Source organism: Hwangdonia lutea, assembly GCF_032814565.1.
Classification (GTDB): Bacteria; Bacteroidota; Bacteroidia; order Flavobacteriales; family Flavobacteriaceae; genus Hwangdonia; species Hwangdonia lutea.
This window is the reverse complement of sequence record NZ_CP136521.1, coordinates 2,365,067-2,387,213: the sequence shown is the minus strand read 5'-3', so window position 1 is coordinate 2,387,213 and position 22,147 is coordinate 2,365,067. Positions and strand designations below refer to the sequence as shown.

24 protein-coding genes are annotated in these 22,147 nt (G+C 34.1%); 16 read left to right on the top strand and 8 right to left on the bottom strand.

Features of this window, described 5'->3' with window-relative positions; translation table 11 throughout:
• Nucleotides 1–93: 93 nt before the first annotated feature.
• From RNZ46_RS10390 to RNZ46_RS10340, 11 genes are all read left to right on the top strand, one after another.
• Complete coding sequence (locus RNZ46_RS10390; RefSeq protein ID WP_316982136.1) at nt 94–1,284, top strand: pyridoxal phosphate-dependent aminotransferase; 1,191 nt, start codon at nt 94–96, stop codon at nt 1,282–1,284.
• Nucleotides 1,284–2,297: a UDP-N-acetylmuramate dehydrogenase gene (gene murB, locus RNZ46_RS10385; RefSeq protein ID WP_316982135.1), complete on the top strand. Its 1,014-nt coding sequence runs from the start codon at nt 1,284–1,286 to the stop codon at nt 2,295–2,297. The genes RNZ46_RS10390 and murB overlap by 1 nt, the downstream gene beginning before the upstream one ends.
• 69 nt (nt 2,298–2,366) lie before the next feature.
• On the top strand, nt 2,367–2,900 hold the full coding sequence (locus tag RNZ46_RS10380; RefSeq protein WP_316982134.1) for an RNA polymerase sigma factor: 534 nt from the start codon (nt 2,367–2,369) through the stop codon (nt 2,898–2,900).
• Nucleotides 2,901–2,908: 8 nt separating this feature from the next.
• Entirely contained in the window at nt 2,909–3,697 is a 789-nt protein-coding gene (locus RNZ46_RS10375; RefSeq protein ID WP_316984986.1) for an anti-sigma factor, read from the top strand.
• 123 nt (nt 3,698–3,820) lie between these two features.
• Nucleotides 3,821–4,024, top strand: coding sequence for a membrane or secreted protein (locus tag RNZ46_RS10370; protein ID WP_316982133.1), 204 nt, complete (start codon nt 3,821–3,823; stop codon nt 4,022–4,024).
• A 6-nt stretch (nt 4,025–4,030) separates the two neighbouring features.
• Nucleotides 4,031–5,143: a glycosyltransferase gene (locus RNZ46_RS10365; protein WP_316982132.1), complete on the top strand. Its 1,113-nt coding sequence runs from the start codon at nt 4,031–4,033 to the stop codon at nt 5,141–5,143.
• Nucleotides 5,134–5,685, top strand: coding sequence for an RNA polymerase sigma factor (locus tag RNZ46_RS10360; protein WP_316982131.1), 552 nt, complete (start codon nt 5,134–5,136; stop codon nt 5,683–5,685). Before RNZ46_RS10365 ends, RNZ46_RS10360 begins: the two co-directional genes overlap by 10 nt.
• Nucleotides 5,678–6,922, top strand: coding sequence for an NRAMP family divalent metal transporter (locus RNZ46_RS10355; RefSeq protein WP_316982130.1), 1,245 nt, complete (start codon nt 5,678–5,680; stop codon nt 6,920–6,922). Before RNZ46_RS10360 ends, RNZ46_RS10355 begins: the two co-directional genes overlap by 8 nt.
• Before the next feature lie 52 nt (nt 6,923–6,974).
• Nucleotides 6,975–7,853, top strand: coding sequence for a lipoyl synthase (lipA, locus tag RNZ46_RS10350; RefSeq protein WP_316982129.1), 879 nt, complete (start codon nt 6,975–6,977; stop codon nt 7,851–7,853).
• A gap of 1 nt (nt 7,854) precedes the next feature.
• On the top strand, nt 7,855–8,871 hold the full coding sequence (gene gap / locus RNZ46_RS10345) for a type I glyceraldehyde-3-phosphate dehydrogenase (RefSeq protein WP_316982128.1): 1,017 nt from the start codon (nt 7,855–7,857) through the stop codon (nt 8,869–8,871).
• A gap of 28 nt (nt 8,872–8,899) precedes the next feature.
• Nucleotides 8,900–11,137: an ATP-binding protein gene (locus RNZ46_RS10340; protein WP_316982127.1), complete on the top strand. Its 2,238-nt coding sequence runs from the start codon at nt 8,900–8,902 to the stop codon at nt 11,135–11,137.
• On the opposite strand, the gene lpxK is transcribed toward RNZ46_RS10340, so the two are convergent.
• A complete protein-coding gene (gene lpxK, locus RNZ46_RS10335) occupies nt 11,124–12,131 on the bottom strand; it encodes a tetraacyldisaccharide 4'-kinase (RefSeq protein ID WP_316982126.1) in 1,008 nt (335 codons plus the stop codon). The two genes, RNZ46_RS10340 and lpxK, sit on opposite strands and share 14 nt — an antisense overlap.
• Before the next feature lie 53 nt (nt 12,132–12,184).
• Here lpxK and RNZ46_RS10330 point away from each other — a divergent pair, with 53 nt between their 5' ends.
• From RNZ46_RS10330 to RNZ46_RS10315, 4 genes are all read left to right on the top strand, one after another.
• Nucleotides 12,185–13,279, top strand: coding sequence for a Nif3-like dinuclear metal center hexameric protein (locus RNZ46_RS10330; RefSeq protein WP_316982125.1), 1,095 nt, complete (start codon nt 12,185–12,187; stop codon nt 13,277–13,279).
• Between the two features lie 3 nt (nt 13,280–13,282).
• Nucleotides 13,283–14,062 (top strand): zinc ribbon domain-containing protein, encoded by a 780-nt coding sequence (locus tag RNZ46_RS10325; RefSeq protein ID WP_316982124.1) that lies wholly within the window; start codon nt 13,283–13,285, stop codon nt 14,060–14,062.
• A gap of 637 nt (nt 14,063–14,699) precedes the next feature.
• Nucleotides 14,700–15,359, top strand: a complete 660-nt coding sequence (msrA, locus tag RNZ46_RS10320; protein ID WP_316982123.1) for a peptide-methionine (S)-S-oxide reductase MsrA — start codon at nt 14,700–14,702, stop codon at nt 15,357–15,359.
• A gap of 219 nt (nt 15,360–15,578) precedes the next feature.
• Nucleotides 15,579–15,941: a hypothetical protein gene (locus RNZ46_RS10315; RefSeq protein WP_316982122.1), complete on the top strand. Its 363-nt coding sequence runs from the start codon at nt 15,579–15,581 to the stop codon at nt 15,939–15,941.
• Between the two features lie 164 nt (nt 15,942–16,105).
• On the opposite strand, the gene RNZ46_RS10310 is transcribed toward RNZ46_RS10315, so the two are convergent.
• Together RNZ46_RS10310 and RNZ46_RS10305 are read right to left on the bottom strand one after the other, a co-directional pair.
• Nucleotides 16,106–16,747 carry a DUF6266 family protein gene (locus RNZ46_RS10310; protein WP_316982121.1) on the bottom strand — a complete coding sequence of 214 codons (642 nt, stop codon included), beginning with the start codon at nt 16,745–16,747 and terminating at the stop codon, nt 16,106–16,108.
• A 137-nt stretch (nt 16,748–16,884) separates the two neighbouring features.
• Entirely contained in the window at nt 16,885–17,325 is a 441-nt protein-coding gene (locus RNZ46_RS10305; protein WP_316982120.1) for a DUF6943 family protein, read from the bottom strand.
• A 269-nt stretch (nt 17,326–17,594) separates the two neighbouring features.
• On the opposite strand from RNZ46_RS10305, the gene RNZ46_RS10300 reads away from it, so the two are divergent.
• On the top strand, nt 17,595–17,927 hold the full coding sequence (locus tag RNZ46_RS10300) for a helix-turn-helix domain-containing protein (RefSeq protein ID WP_316982119.1): 333 nt from the start codon (nt 17,595–17,597) through the stop codon (nt 17,925–17,927).
• Nucleotides 17,928–18,676: 749 nt separating this feature from the next.
• Here RNZ46_RS10300 and RNZ46_RS10295 read toward each other — a convergent pair.
• The 5 genes from RNZ46_RS10295 to RNZ46_RS10275 form a co-directional block, all read right to left on the bottom strand.
• Nucleotides 18,677–19,084: a hypothetical protein gene (locus RNZ46_RS10295; RefSeq protein ID WP_316982118.1), complete on the bottom strand. Its 408-nt coding sequence runs from the start codon at nt 19,082–19,084 to the stop codon at nt 18,677–18,679.
• Between the two features lie 11 nt (nt 19,085–19,095).
• Entirely contained in the window at nt 19,096–19,545 is a 450-nt protein-coding gene (locus tag RNZ46_RS10290; protein WP_316982117.1) for a hypothetical protein, read from the bottom strand.
• On the bottom strand, nt 19,545–19,919 hold the full coding sequence (locus tag RNZ46_RS10285; protein WP_316982116.1) for a helix-turn-helix domain-containing protein: 375 nt from the start codon (nt 19,917–19,919) through the stop codon (nt 19,545–19,547). Before RNZ46_RS10285 ends, RNZ46_RS10290 begins: the two co-directional genes overlap by 1 nt.
• 2 nt (nt 19,920–19,921) lie before the next feature.
• Nucleotides 19,922–20,446 (bottom strand): hypothetical protein, encoded by a 525-nt coding sequence (locus RNZ46_RS10280; RefSeq protein WP_316982115.1) that lies wholly within the window; start codon nt 20,444–20,446, stop codon nt 19,922–19,924.
• Between the two features lie 72 nt (nt 20,447–20,518).
• Nucleotides 20,519–22,147, bottom strand: coding sequence for a type I restriction-modification system subunit M (locus tag RNZ46_RS10275; RefSeq protein WP_316982114.1), 1,629 nt, complete (start codon nt 22,145–22,147; stop codon nt 20,519–20,521).

The following is a 22,147-nucleotide window of genomic DNA, read 5'->3' as shown; positions in this document are numbered from 1 at the left end:
ACTAATCTTTATTTTAGCTTTAAGATTTATAGCTGTTTTTTAAAAAAACTTTAAGATAATTTTCTCAACTTTGCATATTAATATACATTTTAAATGCCAACAATATCCAAAAAAGGGCAGTTAATGCCACAATCTCCTATACGTAAATTAGTCCCGTTTGCCGAACAAGCGGTAAAAGAAGGTAAATCCATATATTATTTAAATATCGGGCAGCCCGATATTAAAACGCCAGAAATAGCATTGCAAGCTGTTAAAGACAGTAATATTGATGTTTTGGCCTATTCAAGATCTGAAGGTTCTGAAATTTACAGGCAAAAAATATCGGCGTATTATAAAAAGCATGATATTCATGTTGCTCACGACGATATTATTGTAACCACGGGTGGCAGTGAAGCCTTGTTATTTGCCTTTGGAAGCATTATGGATGTGGATGACGAAATAATTATCCCCGAGCCTTTTTATGCCAATTACAACGGGTTTTCAACAGCTTCGGGCGTTAATGTTGTGCCTGTTATTTCTAAAATTGAAGATAATTTTGCATTACCTCCTATTGAAGAATTTGAAAAATTAATCACCCCAAAAACTAAGGCTATTTTAATTTGTAACCCTGGAAATCCAACAGGTTACTTATATTCCAAAGAAGAAATTCAAAAATTGGCTGCTATTGTTAAAAAGCACGATTTGTTTTTAATTGCCGACGAAGTGTACCGAGAATTTGCATACGATGGCAACACACATTACTCTGTAATGCAAGCTGAAGGTTTGGACGACTATGCCATTATGATTGATTCGGTTTCAAAACGCTACAGCATGTGCGGCGCACGAATTGGCTGTTTGGTGTCTAAAAACAAATCCGTAATTCAAACGGCATTAAAATTTGCACAAGCACGTTTAAGTCCGCCAACTTTAGCTCAAATTGCAAGCGAAGCCGCTTTGGAAACACCTCAAAGTTATTTTGACGACGTGATTGAGGAATACGTAGACCGCCGAAATATTTTAATTGCTGAATTACAAAAAATTGATGGCGTAAAAGTAGCCAAACCAAAAGGTGCTTTTTATTGCATTGCCGAATTGCCTGTTAAAAATTCGGATGATTTTGCGCAATGGCTTTTAGAAGATTTTGCTGTGGATGGCGAAACCATAATGGTTGCCCCGGCAGGTGGATTTTACTCAACTCCGGGTGTTGGCCTAAACCAAATTCGTATTGCTTACGTACTTAAAAAGGAAAGCTTAATTAAAGCTGTAAATATTTTAAAAGAAGCTTTAAAAGTTTATAAGGACTAGTGAAGATAAAAGAAAATATATCTTTAAAACCATACAATACTTTTGGTATTGATGTACTTGCAAAACATTTTGTAGCGGTTTCAAACCTCGATGAGTTAAAAGAAGTTTTAGCGCGAAGTGCGTATCCAAACAAGCTTATTTTAGGAGGAGGCAGTAATATGTTGCTTACCAAAAACCAAGAAGCTTTGGTTATTCATGTTAATTTAAAAGGCATTTCGGTAATTTCTGAAGATGAAAATTCAGTAACCGTAAAAGCCAATGCCGGCGAAAACTGGCACGAATTTGTGCTTTGGTGTTTAAAACGCAATTTTGGGGGCATTGAAAATTTATCCTTAATCCCCGGAAACGTGGGTACGGCGCCCATTCAAAATATTGGTGCTTATGGCGTGGAGCTAAAAGATACGTTTGTGTCGTGCGAAGGACTTTCTTTAGAAACCAAAAAAATAAAATCGTTCTCTAAAACCGATTGTGATTTTGGTTACAGAAATTCCATCTTCAAACAACACGAAAAAGGAAAATACATTATTACAAGCGTTACTTTTAAACTCACCAAAAAAGCGCACAAGCTTAATATTGCCTACGGTAGCATTACAACCCAACTTGAAGAAATGGGCGTTACAAACCCAACCATTCAGGATGTTTCAAAGGCTGTTATAGCCATCCGCGAAAGCAAATTACCCAATCCAAAAGAGATAGGAAATAGTGGTAGTTTCTTTAAAAACCCCATAGTTTCAAAAGCAGATTATATAGCGTTGGCTGAAAATTTCAAGGATATCCCAAGTTACACCATTTCTGAAGATGAAATAAAAATACCAGCCGGTTGGCTTATTGAAAAATCAGGGTTTAAAGGCAAGCGTTTTGGCGATTATGGCGTACACAAAAAACAAGCCTTGGTTCTTGTAAACTACGGAAACGCCAAAGGTTCTGATATTCTAAATCTTTCAAAACTAATTCAAAAAACGATTAAAAGACTCTTTGGTATTTCAATAGAAGCCGAAGTAAATATCTTATAATCTAAAAAGAAATTTATAACTTTGATGGCATTACTAACCTATAAACATCTTGTTTAAACCAAATTCAACTTGATAACACCCATAGAAAAAGACATCGTTACGCTGCTTAAAAATGGCGACAAAAAAGCCATTACGCTATTGTATGAAAACTATGCAGATGCCTTATATGGCGTTATTAAAAAGGTAATAGCGGACGATGAGACGGCGCAAGATGTACTGCAAGAAACCTTTGTAAAGATTTGGAGATACTCGAAAAAATACGATTCAAGCAAAGCAAAACTGTTTACTTGGCTGTACAGAATTGCCTACAATACGGCTATCGATAAAATCCGCTCTTTAAAGAATAAAACCGAAAAAGAAGTCCAAATAGAAACTTCATCCGTATATAAAGTATCATTTGGAGAATTAAATCAGGATGTTTTAGACATAAAAAAACACCTTGGTAGCTTAGATGAAAAATATCAAATAGTAATTAATGCTCTCTTTTTTGAGGGCATGACCCAACAAGAAGCCAGTGAAGAATTAGATATTCCGCTGGGAACTATAAAATCGAGATTAAAAATTGGATTAAGAGAATTGAAAAAAATCTATAATCCGCAATGAATAACGTCATGAATGAGAAAATAAATACTTTTTTAAATTCTGGCCTATTGGAAAAATATCTTTTAGGTAATACCACTTCTGCCGAAACAGAAAAGGTTGAAACCTATATTTCAAAATACCCAGAAGTACAAAACACCTACAACACCTTACAACACAACTTGGAAATAGTTGCTAAAAGTAATGCTGTTGAAGCGCCAAAAAGCATCCTAAATAACATTTTGGAAGAGCTTGACGAGAAACCCGTTGTTAAATTAAAAACATCGTACAGATCAAAAAAATGGTATAGATTTAGTGTGGCAGCCAGTATTGCTGCATTGATTTTTGCCGGAACATCGTATTTGTTTTACACTCAAAATCAGAAACTTTCAGAAGAAAACCAGGTAGTTGTTGATGAAATTTTCGATTTACGTAGCGATATTGCGAAAAACAACAAAATGCTCGACGATGTGATGCGACAGCTTTTAAAGCTTAACAACCCGGAAACCGAGAAATATATTATAAAAGGTAATGAGCGCGCCAAAGATTTAAAAACGGTGGCGTACATAAATCCTAAAGAAAAAACATCGATGATTGATGTGGTATCCTTACCGCAATTACCAGAAGAACAGTGCTACCAAATTTGGGCTGAACTACAAGGGAAAATGGTGAGTTTAGGTATTTTAAGTGAAGCAGACAGACAACTTAAATCGTTACCGTACACAGAAGATGCACTAGCATTAAAAATCACCATAGAACCCAAAGGAGGCAATAGTGTTGCTTCGGTAGAAAACTCTGTGGCACAAGTTAGTTTACATTAAGGTTAATAGCAACCTAATAAACAAAAGCCTCATTTTAGTTTTTTTAAAATGAGGCTTTTTAATGCCTTCATATTTCTTAAAAATTAGAGGCAAAATCATTATCTTTGCATAAAATTTAAAACCATGAAACTTCTATTAATTACCATTATTTTATTAGGATTAGGAATTGCCGGAATAGCCATAAAACTTTGGGCTAAAAAAGACGGTGAATTTGCCGGTACTTGCGCTAGCCAAAACCCAATGCTTAATAAAGACGGTGAAGCTTGTGGATTTTGCGGAAAAACACCAGACCAATTTAAAGACTGCAACGAGCCTCAACATTCGTAAATTTTCATGGGTATTTTGGACTTTTTGTGCTACGCATTCATTGTTGTAGTATTTTTTCAAATTTTATATTATTTATTTTTTTTAGGACGATTTGCTTTTTTGAAACATCAAGAAACGGATTCACAAAACATACCCGTTTCGGTTATTATTTGTGCCAAAAATGAAGCCGAAAATCTAAAAACATTCCTACCTTCCATTTTAGAACAAGATTATCACAATTTTGAAATTGTTTTGATTAATGATGCCTCGCAAGACGATTCGTTAAACATTATGAAAGCTTTTGCATCAAAACACAGCAATATAAAATTAGTTGATGTAAAAAATATCGAAGCTTTTTGGGGCAATAAAAAATACGCCTTAACGCTTGGAATAAAAGCGGCTACACACAATCATTTATTATTTACCGACGCCGATTGCAAGCCTGTTTCAAAACACTGGATTACAGAAATGGTCTCACATTTCAGCACAAATAAAACCATTGTTTTGGGATATGGCGCTTATGCAAAAATTAAAAATTCGTTTTTAAACAAACTCATCCGGTTTGAAACCTTTATTACCGCCATTCAGTATTTTTCGTTTGCAAAATTGGGCATGCCTTACATGGGTGTTGGCCGAAATCTAGCCTACACCAAAACAGATTTTTTTAAGGTTCGTGGCTTTATGAATCACATGAAAATTCGGTCGGGCGACGACGATTTATTTATCAACGAAGCCGCTAATAGCAGAAATACCGAAATTTGTTTTTCAAAAAACAGTTTTACAACATCTAATCCCGAAACCAATTACAAATCATGGATTAGGCAAAAAAGACGCCACATTTCCACTGCCAAACATTACAAGCAAAACCACAAAGTTTTATTGGCTTCAATCTACGTTTTCAACTTTCTATTCTGGATTTTAGCCATCATTTTATTAGCATTCCAATTCAATTTGCAGGTCGTGCTTTCTTTATTTTTACTTCGAATTATAGCCCAATATTTCGCTTTGGGGTTTTCATCAAAAAAACTGGACGAAAAAGACCTCATTTTCTTTTTTCCCATTTTAGAATTCTTTTTAATTATATTGCAATTAACTATCTTTATAAACAATCTTGTTTCAAAACCTAACCATTGGAAATAGAGAAAGCTATTAAACTTGCCAAAAAAAACGACCAAAAAGCCTTTAATTATTTGTTAGATGTATTTTGGGATAGTGTTTATGGATTTCAATTAAAACGTACCGAGAATGAAAATGATGCCGAAGATATTACCATACAAACATTCTCGAAAGCTTTTGATAAAATTGAAACTTTCGACGAATCGTACAAATTTAAAACATGGCTGATTACCATTTCAAAAAACATTCATATTGATTTACTGCGGAAGGAAAAAAATTCAATTTCCCAGGTCATTTCCACAAACGACCGCGATGCTTTTCAAGTTTTAGATGAATCGCCTTCACCTGAAGATAAGCTTATTACCGAGCAACATTTAGCCAAATTGCTTCGAGATATCAAAAAACTGAAACCTCATTATCAAGAGATAATCAATTTAAGATATTTTCAAGAATTAAGTTACAAAGAAATTTCAGCAGAACTTAAAGAACCCATTAATAATGTAAAGGTGAAGCTTTTGCGCGCTAAAAAGTTGCTGGCTGAGATTATTAATAAAAATAATGATTAGCAAACTCAAAAACCTTGGCCCGGGTTTATTATTTGCAGGTGCCGCCATTGGCGTTTCTCACTTAGTGCAATCTACGCGTGCAGGTGCCGATTTTGGCTTGGGTTTGGTTTGGGCTTTGCTTTTGGTAAACATATTTAAATATCCGTTTTTTCAATTCGGTCCGCGTTATGCCACGGCAACAGGAGAAAGCCTATTAGATGGCTACCATAAATTAGGTAAATTCGTTTTAGCCGTTTACTTTATTTTAAACATAGCCACCATGTTTACAATTCAGGCCGCTGTAACTATTGTAACTGCGGGGTTAGCATCCACGCTTTTTGGTGATTTTGAAACTTTTAAAATAGGAAACAGATTGGTTACGAGTACAGAAATTTGGACTGTGATTATTTTAACTATCTGTTTATCCTTATTGATTATTGGAAGGTACAAATTGTTGGACAGGTTGATGAAAATTATAATCGTCACATTAACCATAAGTACTATAATTGCAGTTACCATGGCTTTGATGGATAACTCGACGCCTATTTCTTTTAAACAAATACTTCCGGAAAACGCCATAGAAATAACCTTTTTAATCGCATTTATGGGTTGGATGCCCGCCCCTTTGGATGTTGCGGTATGGCAATCGCTTTGGTCCATCGAAAAAAACAAAGACACCAAAAATTACCATACAAAATCGGCTTTGTTCGATTTTAATGTCGGTTATGTAAGCACCATAGTTTTAGGTATAGGATTTTTGTTTTTAGGCACTTTAGTAATGTTTAACAGTGGAGAAACATTTAGCAATTCTGCAAGTGTTTTTTCTGGGCAACTTATAAATATGTACACCGTAAGTTTAGGTAATTGGGCCTATGTGGTTATTGGTATTGCGGCATTTACAACCATGTTTAGTACAACGCTAACCACATTGGACGCCTCGCCTCGAGCCATGAAAAAATCCAGTCAACTACTTTTTAGCAGCACATCAAAATTTAATTATACTTTTTGGATAGCCTTATTGGCCATTGGCACGCTTGCCATCTTTTTCTTTTTCGCTTCAGAAATGGGCTTGCTTATAAAAATTGCCACCATTTTATCGTTTATTACAGCACCCTTTTACGCCATTGCCAATTATACATTAATTTCGAGCAAGCACACGCCCAAAGTATGGCGACCATCAAAACAATTACACGTTTTAAGTTGGTTGGGTATTGTTTTTTTAATAGGATTCAGTATTTGGTATCTAACCACTTTATAAGATACTTTTTAATAGATACTTTGTATCTTTGTACATTGAAATTTGATATTAGATGAATACAGATACAGCTTCAAATATACTACCAGAACGTCAAGCTAAACCAAAATGGCTTCGTGTAAAACTTCCAACGGGAAAAAAATACACCGAACTAAGAGGTTTGGTTGATAAATACAAATTAAATACCATTTGCACCTCGGGAAGCTGCCCGAACATGGGAGAATGCTGGGGCGAAGGCACTGCAACTTTTATGATTTTAGGTAATATCTGCACACGTTCTTGTGGATTCTGTGGCGTAAAAACAGGGCGACCGGAAACCGTGGATTGGGATGAGCCCGAAAAGGTAGCCCGCTCGATTAAACTCATGAAAATTAAACATGCGGTTTTAACCAGTGTGGATAGAGACGATTTAAAAGATATGGGAAGCATCATGTGGGCAGAAACCGTGAAAGCGGTACGCCGAATGAATCCTGAAACGACTTTGGAAACCTTGATTCCAGATTTTCAGGGTGTCGAGCAGCATATTGATAGAATTATTGATGTGGCACCAGAAGTGGTTTCACACAACATTGAAACAGTTAGACGCTTAACCCGTGAGGTACGCATACAAGCTAAATACGATAGAAGTTTAGGGGTTTTAAAATATTTAAAACAACAAGGGCAACGCAGAACAAAATCTGGTATTATGCTTGGTTTGGGCGAAACTCGAGAAGAGGTTATTGAAACTCTTCACGATTTAAAAGCACACGATGTAGATGTGGTTACCATTGGGCAATACCTTCAGCCCAGTAAAAAACACTTGCCCGTAAAACAATTTATAAACCCAGATCAATTTAAAGAATTTGAGGACATCGGGTTAGAGTTAGGCTTTCGCCATGTAGAAAGTAGTGCTTTGGTTCGTTCATCTTACAAAGCTCAAAAACATATAAATTAATATGATTAGAGTTGCCATTAATGGTTTTGGAAGAATTGGCAGACGAGTTTTTAGACTACTTCAAGACCAAAAAAACATACAAGTTGTTGCTATTAACGATTTAGCCGATAGCAAAACTTTAAATCATTTACTTAAATACGATAGTGTACACGGGCTTTTTAATGGCACCGTTACTTTTGATGACAATCACATTATTGTAAATGATAAAAGCATACCCTTATTAAATTTCAATCATCCCAAACATATTGATTGGTTGCCCTTTAATCTTGATTTTGTCATTGAAGCTTCAGGAAAATTTAAAACGAAAACCGATTTACAACATCATATTAATAATGGTGCAAAACGTGTGATTTTGAGTGTTCCGCCAATTGAAGATGATATTAAAACCATAGTTGTTGGAGTAAATGATGCCATTATTGATGGTACGGAAACCATCATCTCCAACGCCTCGTGCACTACCAACAATGCCGCACCAATGATTGATATTATCGATAAGCTATGTGGCATTAATCAGGCCTACATTACAACGGTGCATTCGTACACAACCGACCAAAGTTTACACGACCAGCCACATCGCGATTTACGTCGTGCCAGGGCAGCAAGTCAATCTATTGTTCCAACCACAACGGGAGCAGCCAAGGCGTTAACAAAAATTTTTCCCGATCTTGCCAACGTTATAGGGGGTTGTGGCATTAGGGTTCCTGTAATTAATGGCTCATTAACCGATATAACATTTAATGTAAAAAATGAAGTTTCCATCGAAACCATAAACAGCACATTTAAAGAAGCATCAAAGCATCATTATAAAAATATTTTAGAGTATACGGAAGACCCCATAGTTTCCATCGATATTGTGGGAAATACGCATTCCTGTATATTTGATTCTCAAATGACATCCGTCATTGGAAACATGGTAAAAATAATAGGTTGGTACGATAATGAAACCGGATATTCTAAACGAATTATTGACTTAATATGCAACTTATCGGAAAAAAACACTCTTTTGTCGATAAAATAATTATATTTGTCATGAATATTGAATAAAAATGCTCCAGATAAAAAACTACATATATCCATTTTTAATGTTTATAAGCCTCAGCGTTTGTGCCCAAAACACCGTTGAAGACGACCCTGAAATTATCCAAAACAACATTAATTACCGTATTACCCAGGCCAAATACGATATAGAAAACTATAACTATTACGAGGCTAGAAAAAAACTTGAAGAAGCCTTAGAAACTGCCATAAAAGCTAACGACAAAAAAAGCGAAGGGATTATTTATACCATACAAGGTAAGTTACAACTTATTATTGAAGAGGAAGATAATGCCATAAAATCGCTTAATGATGCATTAAAAATACAGCGCCTTATAAACGACAATGTTAATATTGGGTATTCCTATAAAACTTTTGGAGATGTTTATTTTAAAAAAGAGGATTATTACCAAGCTTTAGACCAATATACAGCTGCAAAATCTAAATTTGAAGAAGAAGAATTGAGCGAAAGCTTAGGCGAGGTTTTACTTCGTGAAGCGGAAACGTATATGCGCTTAAAAAACTTTAGAAAAGCAAGAGTACTTAACGAACAAGCTATTGTACTCGCCAAAAAGCACAATTATTTAAAAACCCAAAGTAACGGATTAGTTAACCATGGGAAAATTTATAGTGCTTTAGGTGATCATGAAAAAGCTTTAGAATTTACCGAAGAAGGTTTACAAATTGCCAAAAATGAAAATTATGCCAGCATTTTAAACGAAGGGTATTTAATTTTAAGCGATATTAACAATAGTATTGGAAACTATAAAACCTCAAGAAATTTTTTAGAAGCACACTTAAAACTGTCCGATTCGCTAAGAGCGGTTAAACGTGCCCATTTATCGCCAGATAAAAAGGTGCAGTATTTAATGACCGATCAAATTTTAGAAAACAAAAAACAAGCGGTAAAACTTGAAGAAGCCAACAATAAAAACGATTTAAGTACTTTAATATCAATTTTAAGTGTGGCGCTCATTACCATATTATCATTGCTAACCCTATCGCTTTACAAAAACAACAACATAAGGCTAAAAACCAATAATATGCTGCATAAAAAAAATGCGGAACTTATTGTAGCCAAAGAAAAAGCAGAATTAGCATCAAAAACCAAAGCCAACTTTCTGTCTACCGTAACCCATGAGCTACGTACGCCGCTTTATGCCGTTACGGGTTTAAGCAATATGTTGTTGGACGAAAACCCAAAGCCCGAACAAATCCAGCATTTAAAATCGCTTAAATTCTCTGGTGATTATCTGCTTACTTTTATAAATGATATTCTTCAAATAAATAAAATTGAAGCTAATAAAGTTGATATCGAACCTGAAGCTTTCAATCTTAAAAAGAAAATAAGCAACATTGTTTTAGCGCTAAACAACTCTGCTTTAGACAACAATATTAAAATCCATTTTGAGTACGATAGCGATTTACCCGAAAACTTTATCGCAGATCAATTAAAGATTTCCCAAATACTAATAAACCTCATTGGTAATTCGATAAAATTTACCAAAGATGGCGATATTTGGATTAGGGTTTATAAAATAGACCAAAACAACAACAATTACACATTGCGCTTTGAAGTAGAAGATAACGGTATTGGTATCAGCCAAGAAAAACAAGACCACATGTTTGAAAGTTTCTCTCAAGGCTCCATACAAATTAACAGAAAATATGGCGGTACCGGTTTAGGCCTTTCAATTGTAAAAGGGTTAATAGACATTTTAAAGGGTGATATTTACTTAAAAAGTGAATTGGGTAAAGGAACTACTTTTTATTTTGAAATCCCTTTAACATACACAGCCATAGAGGAATCCAAGGAAAAAACACCAACTTATTTTAATGGAGATACGAATGAAATAGATTTAAGTAATGTTAAAATCTTAGTGGTTGAAGACAATAAAATAAATCAAATGATTACAAAAAAGATTCTTACTAAAATGAATCTTAAATGTGATATTATTGATAACGGTGAAGATGCCGTTGAGATGATTAAAACCAACGATTATAACATTATTTTAATGGACATCCACATGCCTGGAATAAGTGGTATTGAAGCGACTAAATTGGTGAGAAGTTTTGATAAAGAACTAACCATTTTCGCTTTAACCGCCGTTACCATTGAAGATAAAATGCAAGAGTTTGAAGAAGCTGGTTTTACAGATATTATTCCAAAACCATTCAAACAAGATGAGTTTGAGAAAAAACTTTACAACGCATTGGCTCCCAAAAAAGACACGACTACGAGCGCTTAACAGCCTGTTTAATTAACTCATTAAACTTGGTTTCATGGTCTATTACAACGGTTATCGGCAAATAAAACAATTTAGTTTTTAACGATTCGTAGGGCTTTAAACGCATAAAATCTTTTTCGGTTGTAATTATTAACGGTTGCTTTTCTAAAAGAAGAATGTCTTGTTTCGAAAACTCGTGATGGTCTTTAAAATTCAAATGTTGAAATACCAAATCTTTACTTTTCAAAAAATCCACTAAAGGATTTGCATTGGCTATACCCGTAACCAAAATGAAGTTTGATAAGGTTTCAAGTTTCCTTGAAGCATCATTCGAAAAAACCTCATTTGAATAAGCTATCGCACTAAAAAAAACATGCTGATAAGGTTTTGGGCTAATCTTAGATAAGATATTATCTTTCTCAGCATCTCCCAAATCCGTCGGACATTTAGTAACCACAATAATATTTGCGCGTTTTGCACCGCTTTTGGGTTCGCGCAAATTACCCGTTGGCAATACAAAATCTGAATAAAATGGGTTGTTGTAAGTGGTTAGCAAAATATTAAAACCAGCTTTTACTTTGCGGTGCTGAAAAGCATCATCCAACAAAATAACGTCTGGCTTCTGCTCTATATTTCTTAAGTTTTTAATTCCGTTTTTTCTATCCGAATCCACCGCAACCGCAACATCATTTCCAAATTTATGGTAAAACTGAAACGGCTCATCACCAACAGATTCAGCCGTCGAATTTACATCGGCCAATTGAAATCCCTTCGATTTTCGTTTGTAACCTCTGCTTAACGTAGCCACTTTAAAATCATCTTTTAGCAGCTTAATTAAATATTCAATCATGGGTGTTTTTCCGGTGCCACCAACGCTTAAATTACCAACACAGAGCACAGGAAAATGATACGATACGGATTTTTTAATTCCCAAATCATAGCATTTATTTCGCAACCACGTTACGGCATAATAAATGGGAACAACGGGCCATAATATTTTTCTAATTAGCTTCACAGCTACGAAAATATAATATTTATATTTGTTTTATAATCCATACCAAAAATAATATGATAGTTCAAGACGTCATAAATCATTTAGAAGCACTTGCACCTTTGGCTTACGCCGAAGATTTTGATAATGTAGGCCTTTTAGTGGGCGACAAAAACACAAAAATCACGGGTGTTTTAGTCACATTAGACACACTTGAAACCATTGTAGATGAAGCCATTGAAAAAAACTGCAATCTTATTGTAAGCTTCCACCCTATTATTTTTAAAGGTTTAAAAAAGCTCACCGGTAAAAACTATGTGGAGCGTGTGGTTTTAAAAGCCATAAAAAACGATATAGCCATTTATGCCATTCATACCGCTTTGGATAATGCGCTACAAGGGGTAAACGATATGATATGCAACCAATTGGAACTTACCAACAAACACATTTTAATTCCACAAAGCGAAAGCATAAAAAAACTAACCACTTACGTACCAAAAGAAGAGGCCGAACAATTAAGAGCCGCTTTGTTTGAAACCGGTGCAGGCAGTATTGGCAACTATAACAATTGTAGTTTCAATGTTGAAGGATTGGGTACTTACCAAGGCAACGAAAATTCAAATCCAAGTCTTGGCGAAAAGGGCGTACTACACACCGAAGCGGAAACCAAAATCACCATAACCTATGCGAAACATTTAGAATCAAAAATCCTTAAAGCGCTATTTAAATCCCATAGTTATGAAGAAGTGGCCTACGAAATAACAACCCTGGAAAACAAAAACCAAAACATTGGCATGGGAATGATTGGCGAATTTACAGAACCAATGAACGCTCAAGATTTTTTAAATTACGTAAAAACCAAAATGGATACCGCCTGCATTAGGCATTCATCATTACCAAATAAACCCATTAAAAAAGTAGCTGTTTTGGGTGGCTCGGGCAGTTTTGCCATTCAAGCTGCAAAAGCCGCTGGAGCTGATGCGTTTATTACTGCCGATTTAAAATATCACGATTTTTTTATGGCCGAAAACCGTATACTTTTGGCAGATATTGGGCATTATGAGAGCGAACAGTTCACAAAAAATCTTTTAGTAGCCTATCTTACAAAAAAAATTAGTAATTTTGCAGTCGTTTTATCAAACACAAATACCAATCCTGTTAAGTATTTTTAAAGTATGGCTAAAAAGAAAGAAGTAACTGTAGAAGAGCGCTTAAGAGCTTTATACGATTTACAACTCATCGACTCTCGTATAGATGAAATAAGAAATGTTCGTGGAGAACTTCCCTTAGAAGTTCGCGATTTAGAAGATGAAGTTGCTGGACTAAACATTAGGTTAGAAAAACTTAATGCAAGTTTAGAAGTTATCGATAACGACATCGCTTCAAAGAAAAACCTTATTGAAGAAGCTAAAGCCCTAATAAAAAAGTATAGCGAGCAACAAAAAAACGTTAGAAATAACAGAGAGTTCAATTCGCTGACCAAAGAAGTTGAATTTCAAGAATTGGAAATTGAATTGGCCGAAAAGCACATAAAAGAATTCAAGGCTCAAATAGAGCAGAAAAAAGAAATTATTGCCGAAACAAAAGAGCGTGTCAAAGAGCGTGAAAACCACTTAAAACACAAAAAAAGTGAGTTAGATGCTATTTTGGCAGAAACCGAAAAAGAAGAGCAAGCCTTAATTGCAAAATCCGAGGAATACAAAAAGCAAATCGAAGAACGTCTGGTTGCCGCTTACACCAGAATTCGTAAAAACGTAAAAAACGGTTTAGCGGTTGTACCTATTGAAAGAGGAGCCTCTGGCGGTTCTTTCTTTACCATTCCGCCACAAGTTCAGGTGGAAATTGCATCGCGCAAAAAAGTTATTACCGACGAGCACAGTGGCCGTATTTTAGTAGATGCTGCCTTGGCCGAAGAGCAAAAAACAAAAATGGAAAAAATGTTAGCAAAACTTTAATTCCAGTTTAAACCTATATGTAAAGAGCCTTCAATTTTGGAGGCTTTTTTTATGCGCAATACTTTGGGCGTTACCCTATCGGGTCGGGCTTTACGCTACAATCTTTTTAAAACGTCATTGCGAGGAGGCAACGACGTGGCAATCTGTTAAATATTAGTTCTCAACAAAATTAATGCTTCCCATTTTTTAAAAAGGATTTCCTCTGCAATCCCTAACGCACCGGTCAGCAGTTGATAGTAATTAGTCCGCATACAGTCCGTGTACTTGAAAATTGAATGCTAAGTAATCAAACAAATTTTTTAACCCGTTGTGCATTTTGAAAATTATGTCAATTCGAGTGAATTTTACGATTGAAATGAGTAAAATTTGTATCGAGAATAAGAATTTTAACTTGAAACTGATTCTCGATACACTTTTTCGTGCCTCAAAATCACTCGAATTGACATTTTGATATTTTTCTCATTCAAAATGCACAATGGGTACTGTTTAATTTAAACTTAGCAAACTTAAAGATTAAAAAACCACTCCTTAATTTCCTCCAAGGAAGGGAAACTCAAGCATTAAAATCAACTTTTATACAAAACCCATTAAGGTTTCGTATTTTTATACGTCTATAGAAAAAGAAAAAACACGAGTTATGCAGCACATTCTCCCAATATTGGCAATCACCTTATTAATCAGTTGCCAAAACACAGCACAAGTCAACAAAAAACAAGAAGCCGTAATTAACGCAGAACCCATTGAAGTGCCCATTAAAAACGGAAAAGCACGCGCCTATTTCGCAAGTGGATGCTTTTGGTGTGTCGAAGCCATTTACGAAAGCGTGAAAGGCGTTGACGAATCTATTTCGGGATATGCTGGTGGCCATACAAAAAACCCAACTTACGAATCAAGTAACACCGGAAGAACCGGACACGCCGAAGCCGTCGAAATTATTTACGACCCCAAAGTGGTAAGTTTTGAAACCTTGGTTGATGTGTATTTTGCATCGCAAAACGTAACCCAAGTTAATGGTCAAGGTCCAGACCACGGCTCGCAATACCGCTCGATTATTTTTTATCAAAACAAGGGCCAAAAACAAATCATTTTAAAAAAGAAAGCGGCTTTAGCCAAACAGCTAAATGCCAAAATTGCCGCCGAAGTCTATCCGTTTCAAAAATTTTGGGTGGCCGAAGATTATCATCAAAATTACGAAAAGCTACACCCAAACCATCCGTATATTAAAAATGTATCTATTCCTAGATTAAATAGGTTTAAGGCTAAATTTCCTAAAAAACTACTAAAAGACAGTCATTAAAAATGAGTATTTATAACGCTTTTAGTTCGGTCAAGTTTAAAAAAACTGATAGTGTTTTTAGTTATTCACCATAATTTAAAACTTGAATTTGTCAGAAAAAATATCTAATTTCGTTTACAGCATTAATTTGTGTCATTAACTATGACATACATAATTGGTATATAGTTAATATTAATTATATATAATTGTTGTGTGTAAGTTAAAAAATCAGAACGCTGAATGACAGAGACAGTTGAATTAAGAAAAAAGCCGGAATTGAAATTTATTCTGAATACGGACGAATTTGATATTGTTGACGCTTCGGAACCGAAAAATAACGGAACATACTCATACGCTGAAATAAAAAAAGCAGAACTGAATGCGGAACGTACAGATTGGTTTATTTCGACATTAAGTCATATTGCAGATTTTTTAATGGGTAGCGCAGTAGGTGGAAATTTTAAAAATAAAGCGAACTTAAAATTAAAACTTAATAATCGAACTTTGAAAATTTGGTTAATTGACGCTGACTTTAAAAAAGTGGAAAGAATAACTGAATTAATTAAAAACAAAAAACCTACACACAACAATGTATTATATTAATTAATACAAATTACCCTTATAAATAAAGGGTTTCAAATGATTAACATAAAAAGGGTACAACATAGGTATAACATTTTAACCCATTAAGAGAAGCCTTAAAAAGGCATAAAAAAACCGCTTCTAAGTTAATAAAAACGGTTTTAAATTGTATTTAAACTAAGCTATTAAGCTGCCGTACCAGAGCCTAAATACACACTATTTGATACTGTACTACCATCAGCAGAAATAAACGCCATAAATAGCTCTACTGTATCTCCTGCATAGGTACTTGGAATTGTAATGATCTGAGAACCTACTGTTCTATCTGCACCATCAAGAATATACATCGATTCTTTTTTACTTGGATTGTAAACTAAAACCATTGCCTTATCTGTTGCATTCGCATTACCTTCAGCAGAGTTATCATCCCAAGTAAATTCTACTTGCCCTGCTGTTGCTAAATCTGTCGCTGGGTTTAATGCTCCAGACAAACTTCCTCTACTTAAAAGAGCTAATGAATAGTCAACAGTAAAGTTTGGGGCACTTCCTGTAATAGCATTATTTAGCACGTAAGACATTGCAGCATTAAATGCAGTTTTTTGTACCGCATAAGCTTTAAAGCCTTTTTGGATAAACCCTAAATTCGGTTGAAGGTACTCCAAAGTAACTGTAAACTTGTTTCTTTGATTAACTTGTCCTTCTGTACGTGGATTCGCCACATTAGAAGGCTTGATTCTTAGATAGTCAATGCCTTTCCAAGATGCACCAACTACGTTTCCTACTTTACCTGATACTCCGCCCAGGATTCCTTGCGAGATAACTCCCATAACATATTAAATTTAAAATTACACTTCATTCGGACTTGGTACGGACTTGGTATGGCTTTTAAAACCATTTTCAACAATTAATATAACTAAAATAATGCCATTTTGTTACTGTTTTAAGGCTCTGTGATGCCTTTGCATTACACTTCTTCATTTTGCATTAGTTTGAAACAATTACGGATATATGCCACCTTTAAAACTGCCATTTTATCAATGACACTTTGTAACTCCTTTTCCTTTTTACTGATAACCTCAACCGCTTTAATATGCTTTTGCATCTGTTCATTAATATTTGAAGTAGATTTTAACCCTTTTTTAAGCGTGTTTCTGCAATCATCTACGGAAATAAACGGAATAACACTACCTTTTAAATAATAAGCGTAAAAACCGCCAATTTGCAACATCATCGACAAGTGAAACAATGTGTTTTTTGCTTCTTCGGTTACGGTTGTTACTACAAAACAGTTAGGACAAGGATTTGAGAGTGGTTTACCGCTGTTAACTCCTTTGTTTAGGATAAAAAAATGAGGTTGCGAGTAGGCTCTTCCGATTTGGTGTGTTTTTAGTTCAAAACTTGACATAGCTATCCAATTTAAAATTGCTTCGCTACGCTTCGCACCATTAATTTTTTTGAAAAGAAAAAAAGATAGCTTCTATTGTTGTGGCGTGGATGAGGCTGTCAAGGTTTTTGGATAAAAGTTTTTTGAGTTAAAATGTTTAATGAAATAGAAGAAATAATTTGAAAAAAGTTTTATTCAAAACCCGTAGGGCTTGACCTTTATAGCCTTACGCGTTGGCTGTGGTAGCCACATATATTTGCTACCTTTTTTTATTTTAATACTTAAACATTATGGAAAATCCTTTTGAAATCATCAATGATAAATTAGAACATATTGAAACTATGTTAGAAAATATCTTTACAAGCATTGGTAAAAATGACACTACTACCATTACACCTAAAATAATGGATATAACACAACTGACTGAGTATTTAGGTTTATCGAAATCTCATATTTATAAATTAACAAGCACACATAATATACCTCATTCAAAACGTGGTAAACGCTTATATTTTGATAAAGAGAAAATCAATGAATGGGTTTTGGAAAATGAAATTTGGACTCAAAAAGATATTGAGAAACAAGCTGCTAATTATTTGATAAAAAAACGAAAACACTTTTAGGGGAATTAACACTTAAAAAAATAGGTTTTAGTTCTTTATTGAGTGTTGGATGAAGCGTTTGTATGGGTAGCGTTTTAAATAGTTGTTTGGTAAAACAGCATTTAAACAAGCTACTTATACAGGACTTTTAGGCAATAGCTTTTTGTTTTTTTGAGGTACGAGAAAAAGCAATATGCTATGGCGTATTACTACATATTACGAACCTATTTTTTTAAAACCGCTGACTTGGGTGGTGGGGAAAAGTGGACTAATATATTTGTTAAAGAAATGAAACAAACAAAGACTTGAGATAAGGAATACTTGGACTTAACGATGGTTTTGTGCAGCTTGAATGAGATAACGAATATGCATCATTTTAAGCTAAAATTTCAAAAGACTATTGTTTCAATTTAGTTCGGATTTTTATTGAAAGTTCGGATGTGAGCGTGGGAAAAGCGGCTATTTTACATAATGGCGTTATAACTACAGCTTTGGTGATGCGGTGGGTGTAGCGGCTGCTATTATAACTACCCGTTATGTAAACATAGCTTGGGGTGGTTTTTGGTGTGTGCGTTGGCAACAGCTCTTTACTTTTTTATTTTACCTTTTCTTTAAAATATTAAAGTTTAAATAAAACAAGTAATGTGCTGTGTGAGGGATGGCAACCAAAAACTACAAGTGCGTTGGCGAGGGGAACAAAACAAAAGACAGAGGATTTTGAGGTACGAAAAAACTGGGTTTTGTTTTGTGGGGAAACTAAATAACCAAAATTAAAGTTTTGAGTATTCTGAATAAAGCCAATCAATGAAAGATGACAATTTAGATTTTATTAAAACCTCATCATCATATTCTACCATTTTCAAACCTTTATCCGTAACATCAATCCTTTGTTTCTTTTCTATTGAAGAAATAACATCGTGATATTTATCATATAACCAATCTCTACAAAAAAGATTATCATCTGGCAATTTACCATTTGATGGATTATGTTCAAGACCGTTTAAAACATTAAAATCATAATCAAGAGTATTATCTTTAGGAAAACCCACAAGATCAAAAACAACATCTGAATTACGAACAGTTATTTTAGTTAAATCAAGACCTTTTTCTTCAAGTTCATCAAAAAGGCATATTTGCTTATATTCTTCAAATAACAAGGCTACTAAACTACTCTTCATAAATTAATATATTAAGAGTTTTCTTTTTTTTGAAGAGCTAACATTTTTTGAGGTGATACCACAGGTAAAATCATACCTTGCATATTGGTGTTTGAAAGCCTTTCAAAAATAATACCTCTTGCTGTTGAAAAGCTAATACCTAAAAGTGTTGCAATGAGTACTCCTGTAAAGATTGGCGAATTATCTTCTTTTAACTCGTAGTAATTGCTTAATTCTTCAATTTTAAAATGAAAATCAAAAACAAAATGAGCTTTAGCATCTGAAGTTACTTCGTCGTGAATTAAATCTATAAACAACCCTATTTTAACCCTTTCATCTTTCAAATTATGCATTGTGGTTTGAGCAATATTTATTTTAAAGTTGTTGTCTCCTTTTTGAGCAACATCTTTAATAGAGCTTTCCACAATATTTATGTGAAATAGGTGTATTTTTTCTGGGTCTATTTTAACCTCTTTATTCATTAACTTGCTGCACTATAGTTTGTTTCTTCATAATCATTGATAGCATCTTCCATACCACCACCTGGAATAGAACCTAAATAAACGTATTCAATTTCTTTTATAGGTTCAATATTAATTAGATTAATATCTAAAACCTCTTCCATTTTTGTAATACTCTTTAGGGTGAGATTATGCAAACCAGATAACCATTTTGATACTTCAGAAGGCGATTTACCTAACATTTCTGCAAATTGCTTTTTCTTGATACCACGTTCTTTTAAAACAGCGCATACCTTTTCTGTTATAGCCAAGTTTCTTTCAATGAATCTGTCTATTTCAGTATTTTGATTAGCTTCTAACCAATTGTCTAATATGTTGTTTTTTGGAAATTCCATAGTTAATAATAGAGTTTAAAGTTTTTATCACAATCAATTAAAGTACAATCATCATTCCAAACTATGTCGTGATTTTTGAATGCTTCATCAATTGCTTTTGTAAGTTGATTAGCCAATAAGAAATGTGGTTTCACATTTGGGCAGTCTTGGGCGTTGTTAGCCGTTTTAATATCTCCACTAAACAAAAAGACTACGCCTTCACTGGCTCTTAAACAATACAATCTTAATGTGTTGTTTTTCTTTTTGCCATTTTCGATATAATACGGTTTTCTGTCTTTGCCCACAGGTGGTAATGCTGAAGTATCTGCGGTATAAGCTTCATTTCTGAAAAAACGGTTTTGTGCTCCATACTTTTTTCCAATTACTTGTAACCATTTTAAAATATGGTAAAGTTTGTTCTTGTTATTTAGCTCGTGCTTTTTAACAAACTCTTCGTACAAGGTCTCTTTATTATCGTTTAATACAACAGAGTAATATGCTACTTTATTATACTTAAACAATGGTTTTATGTGTGCAAAGTTATTCACTTATAAGTTAATTTACAAATATTTTTCACTTTTAAGTTAATTTTATGAGATCAACTGTATTTATTATACAACTTAAATACCATCCAAACCTAATTCTTTTAAATAAGAGTTATGTTCTTCTCTACTTGCTTTTATTCTTTTTTCAACATCTACTATTTTAGTATTAACCTCTTTTAAGTTGATAATTGGTTCTGGTTTTGCTGTACTTACGTAACGTGAAATATTAAGATTGAAATCGTTTTTCTCAATTTCTTCCATTGATACGCTACGTGCATATCTCTCTTCTAGTTCTGGTCTGTTTTGATAGGTATCAACTATTCTCTTTATATCTTTTTTTCGTAAAAAGTTTTGACGTTTTTCTTTTGCAAAATTCTCATCACCACTAGCATTTATAAACAATACATCATCTTCTTTTTTACATTTCTTCAAAACTAAAATACATACCGGAATACCTGTTGAAAAGAATAAATTTGAAGGCAAACCAATTACTGTGTCGATGTTACCATCTTTTAATAATTTTGTGCGAATACGTTGTTCTGCACCACCTCTAAATAACACACCGTGTGGTAATATAATAGCCATCGTACCTTCATCGCTTAAAAAGTGAAAACCGTGTAATAAGAATGCAAAATCTGCTGCCGATTTAGGTGCTAAACCATAATTTTTGAATCTAAAATCTTCTGCTGTGGTTTCACTTGGATTCCAACGTAAACTAAATGGTGGATTTGCTACAATAGCATCAAACTCTACTTTTTTAGCTGGGTTCATTTCATTCAAAATATCCCAATCATTTTTTAAGGTATCACCGTGAAATATTTCAAACTCAGAATCCTTAACACCGTGCAACAACATATTCATACGTGCTAAGTTGTAAGTGGTTATATTCTTTTCTTGACCATATATTCTACTTATTGTACCACCACCTTCTTGTTTTTCTATTTTATTCTTTACATTTAATAGCAATGACCCAGAACCACAAGCAAAATCTAATACCTTATTGATTTTTTTCTTTTTTCCAGCTTTTGGGTTTTGACTGTCTAAACTTACTATTTCTGAAAGTACGGTAGATAATTCTTGTGGGGTATAAAATTCTCCTGCCTTTTTACCTGAACCTGCTGCAAACTGACCAATTAAGTACTCGTAAGCATTACCTAAACTATCGGTATCTGTATCGAAACCTTCAATACCTTCTGCGATTTTTTGGATGATAGTACAAAGCTTTTTGTTTCTAGCTTCATAATTTTTACCCAACTTTTCTGAATCTAAATTGATTTCTGAGAATAGACCTTTAAAGGAATTATCAAACGATTCGTTTTCTATGTATTTAAACCCTTTTTGTAAGGTTAATAATAGTTCGCTATTCTGTGTTCTTGCCAATTCTGCAATGCTATTCCATAAATATGCTGGCTCAATAACGTAGTGTACTTTTCTACGCATTTGTTTTTCAAAGTCTGCAATAAACTCTGGATTGTCTTGATACCAAACCGATAACGGTGTACGACTATCTTCTTCATCTAATTTTGGATAATCAGACCCTAATTCTTTTTTAACTGAGGTTTCGTAGTTGTCTGATAAATAACGTAAAAAGAGAAATGACAACATATAATCACGAAAATCATCCGCATTCATTGCTCCTCTTAAACTATCTGCTATATCCCAAAGTGTTTGACCTAATTTGTCCTGTTTTTGTTTTGCTGTCAT

What these genes read in the sequence shown, in the direction of transcription:
- RNZ46_RS10300 (WP_316982119.1), top strand. Translation starts at nt 17,595, where the DNA reads ATGGAAAATCCTTTTGAAATCATCAATGATAAATTAGAACATATTGAA.
- RNZ46_RS10390 (WP_316982136.1), top strand. Translation starts at nt 94, where the DNA reads ATGCCAACAATATCCAAAAAAGGGCAGTTAATGCCACAATCTCCTATA.
- RNZ46_RS10310 (WP_316982121.1), bottom strand. Translation starts at nt 16,747, where the DNA reads ATGGGAGTTATCTCGCAAGGAATCCTGGGCGGAGTATCAGGTAAAGTA.
- gap (WP_316982128.1), top strand. Translation starts at nt 7,855, where the DNA reads ATGATTAGAGTTGCCATTAATGGTTTTGGAAGAATTGGCAGACGAGTT.
- RNZ46_RS10325 (WP_316982124.1), top strand. Translation starts at nt 13,283, where the DNA reads ATGGCTAAAAAGAAAGAAGTAACTGTAGAAGAGCGCTTAAGAGCTTTA.
- RNZ46_RS10340 (WP_316982127.1), top strand. Translation starts at nt 8,900, where the DNA reads ATGCTCCAGATAAAAAACTACATATATCCATTTTTAATGTTTATAAGC.
- RNZ46_RS10365 (WP_316982132.1), top strand. Translation starts at nt 4,031, where the DNA reads ATGGGTATTTTGGACTTTTTGTGCTACGCATTCATTGTTGTAGTATTT.
- RNZ46_RS10275 (WP_316982114.1), bottom strand. Translation starts at nt 22,147, where the DNA reads ATGACAGCAAAACAAAAACAGGACAAATTAGGTCAAACACTTTGGGAT.
- RNZ46_RS10305 (WP_316982120.1), bottom strand. Translation starts at nt 17,325, where the DNA reads ATGTCAAGTTTTGAACTAAAAACACACCAAATCGGAAGAGCCTACTCG.
- RNZ46_RS10330 (WP_316982125.1), top strand. Translation starts at nt 12,185, where the DNA reads ATGATAGTTCAAGACGTCATAAATCATTTAGAAGCACTTGCACCTTTG.
- msrA (WP_316982123.1), top strand. Translation starts at nt 14,700, where the DNA reads ATGCAGCACATTCTCCCAATATTGGCAATCACCTTATTAATCAGTTGC.
- RNZ46_RS10315 (WP_316982122.1), top strand. Translation starts at nt 15,579, where the DNA reads ATGACAGAGACAGTTGAATTAAGAAAAAAGCCGGAATTGAAATTTATT.
- RNZ46_RS10290 (WP_316982117.1), bottom strand. Translation starts at nt 19,545, where the DNA reads ATGAATAAAGAGGTTAAAATAGACCCAGAAAAAATACACCTATTTCAC.
- RNZ46_RS10295 (WP_316982118.1), bottom strand. Translation starts at nt 19,084, where the DNA reads ATGAAGAGTAGTTTAGTAGCCTTGTTATTTGAAGAATATAAGCAAATA.
- RNZ46_RS10285 (WP_316982116.1), bottom strand. Translation starts at nt 19,919, where the DNA reads ATGGAATTTCCAAAAAACAACATATTAGACAATTGGTTAGAAGCTAAT.
- RNZ46_RS10375 (WP_316984986.1), top strand. Translation starts at nt 2,909, where the DNA reads ATGAATGAGAAAATAAATACTTTTTTAAATTCTGGCCTATTGGAAAAA.
- RNZ46_RS10370 (WP_316982133.1), top strand. Translation starts at nt 3,821, where the DNA reads ATGAAACTTCTATTAATTACCATTATTTTATTAGGATTAGGAATTGCC.
- RNZ46_RS10355 (WP_316982130.1), top strand. Translation starts at nt 5,678, where the DNA reads ATGATTAGCAAACTCAAAAACCTTGGCCCGGGTTTATTATTTGCAGGT.
- lipA (WP_316982129.1), top strand. Translation starts at nt 6,975, where the DNA reads ATGAATACAGATACAGCTTCAAATATACTACCAGAACGTCAAGCTAAA.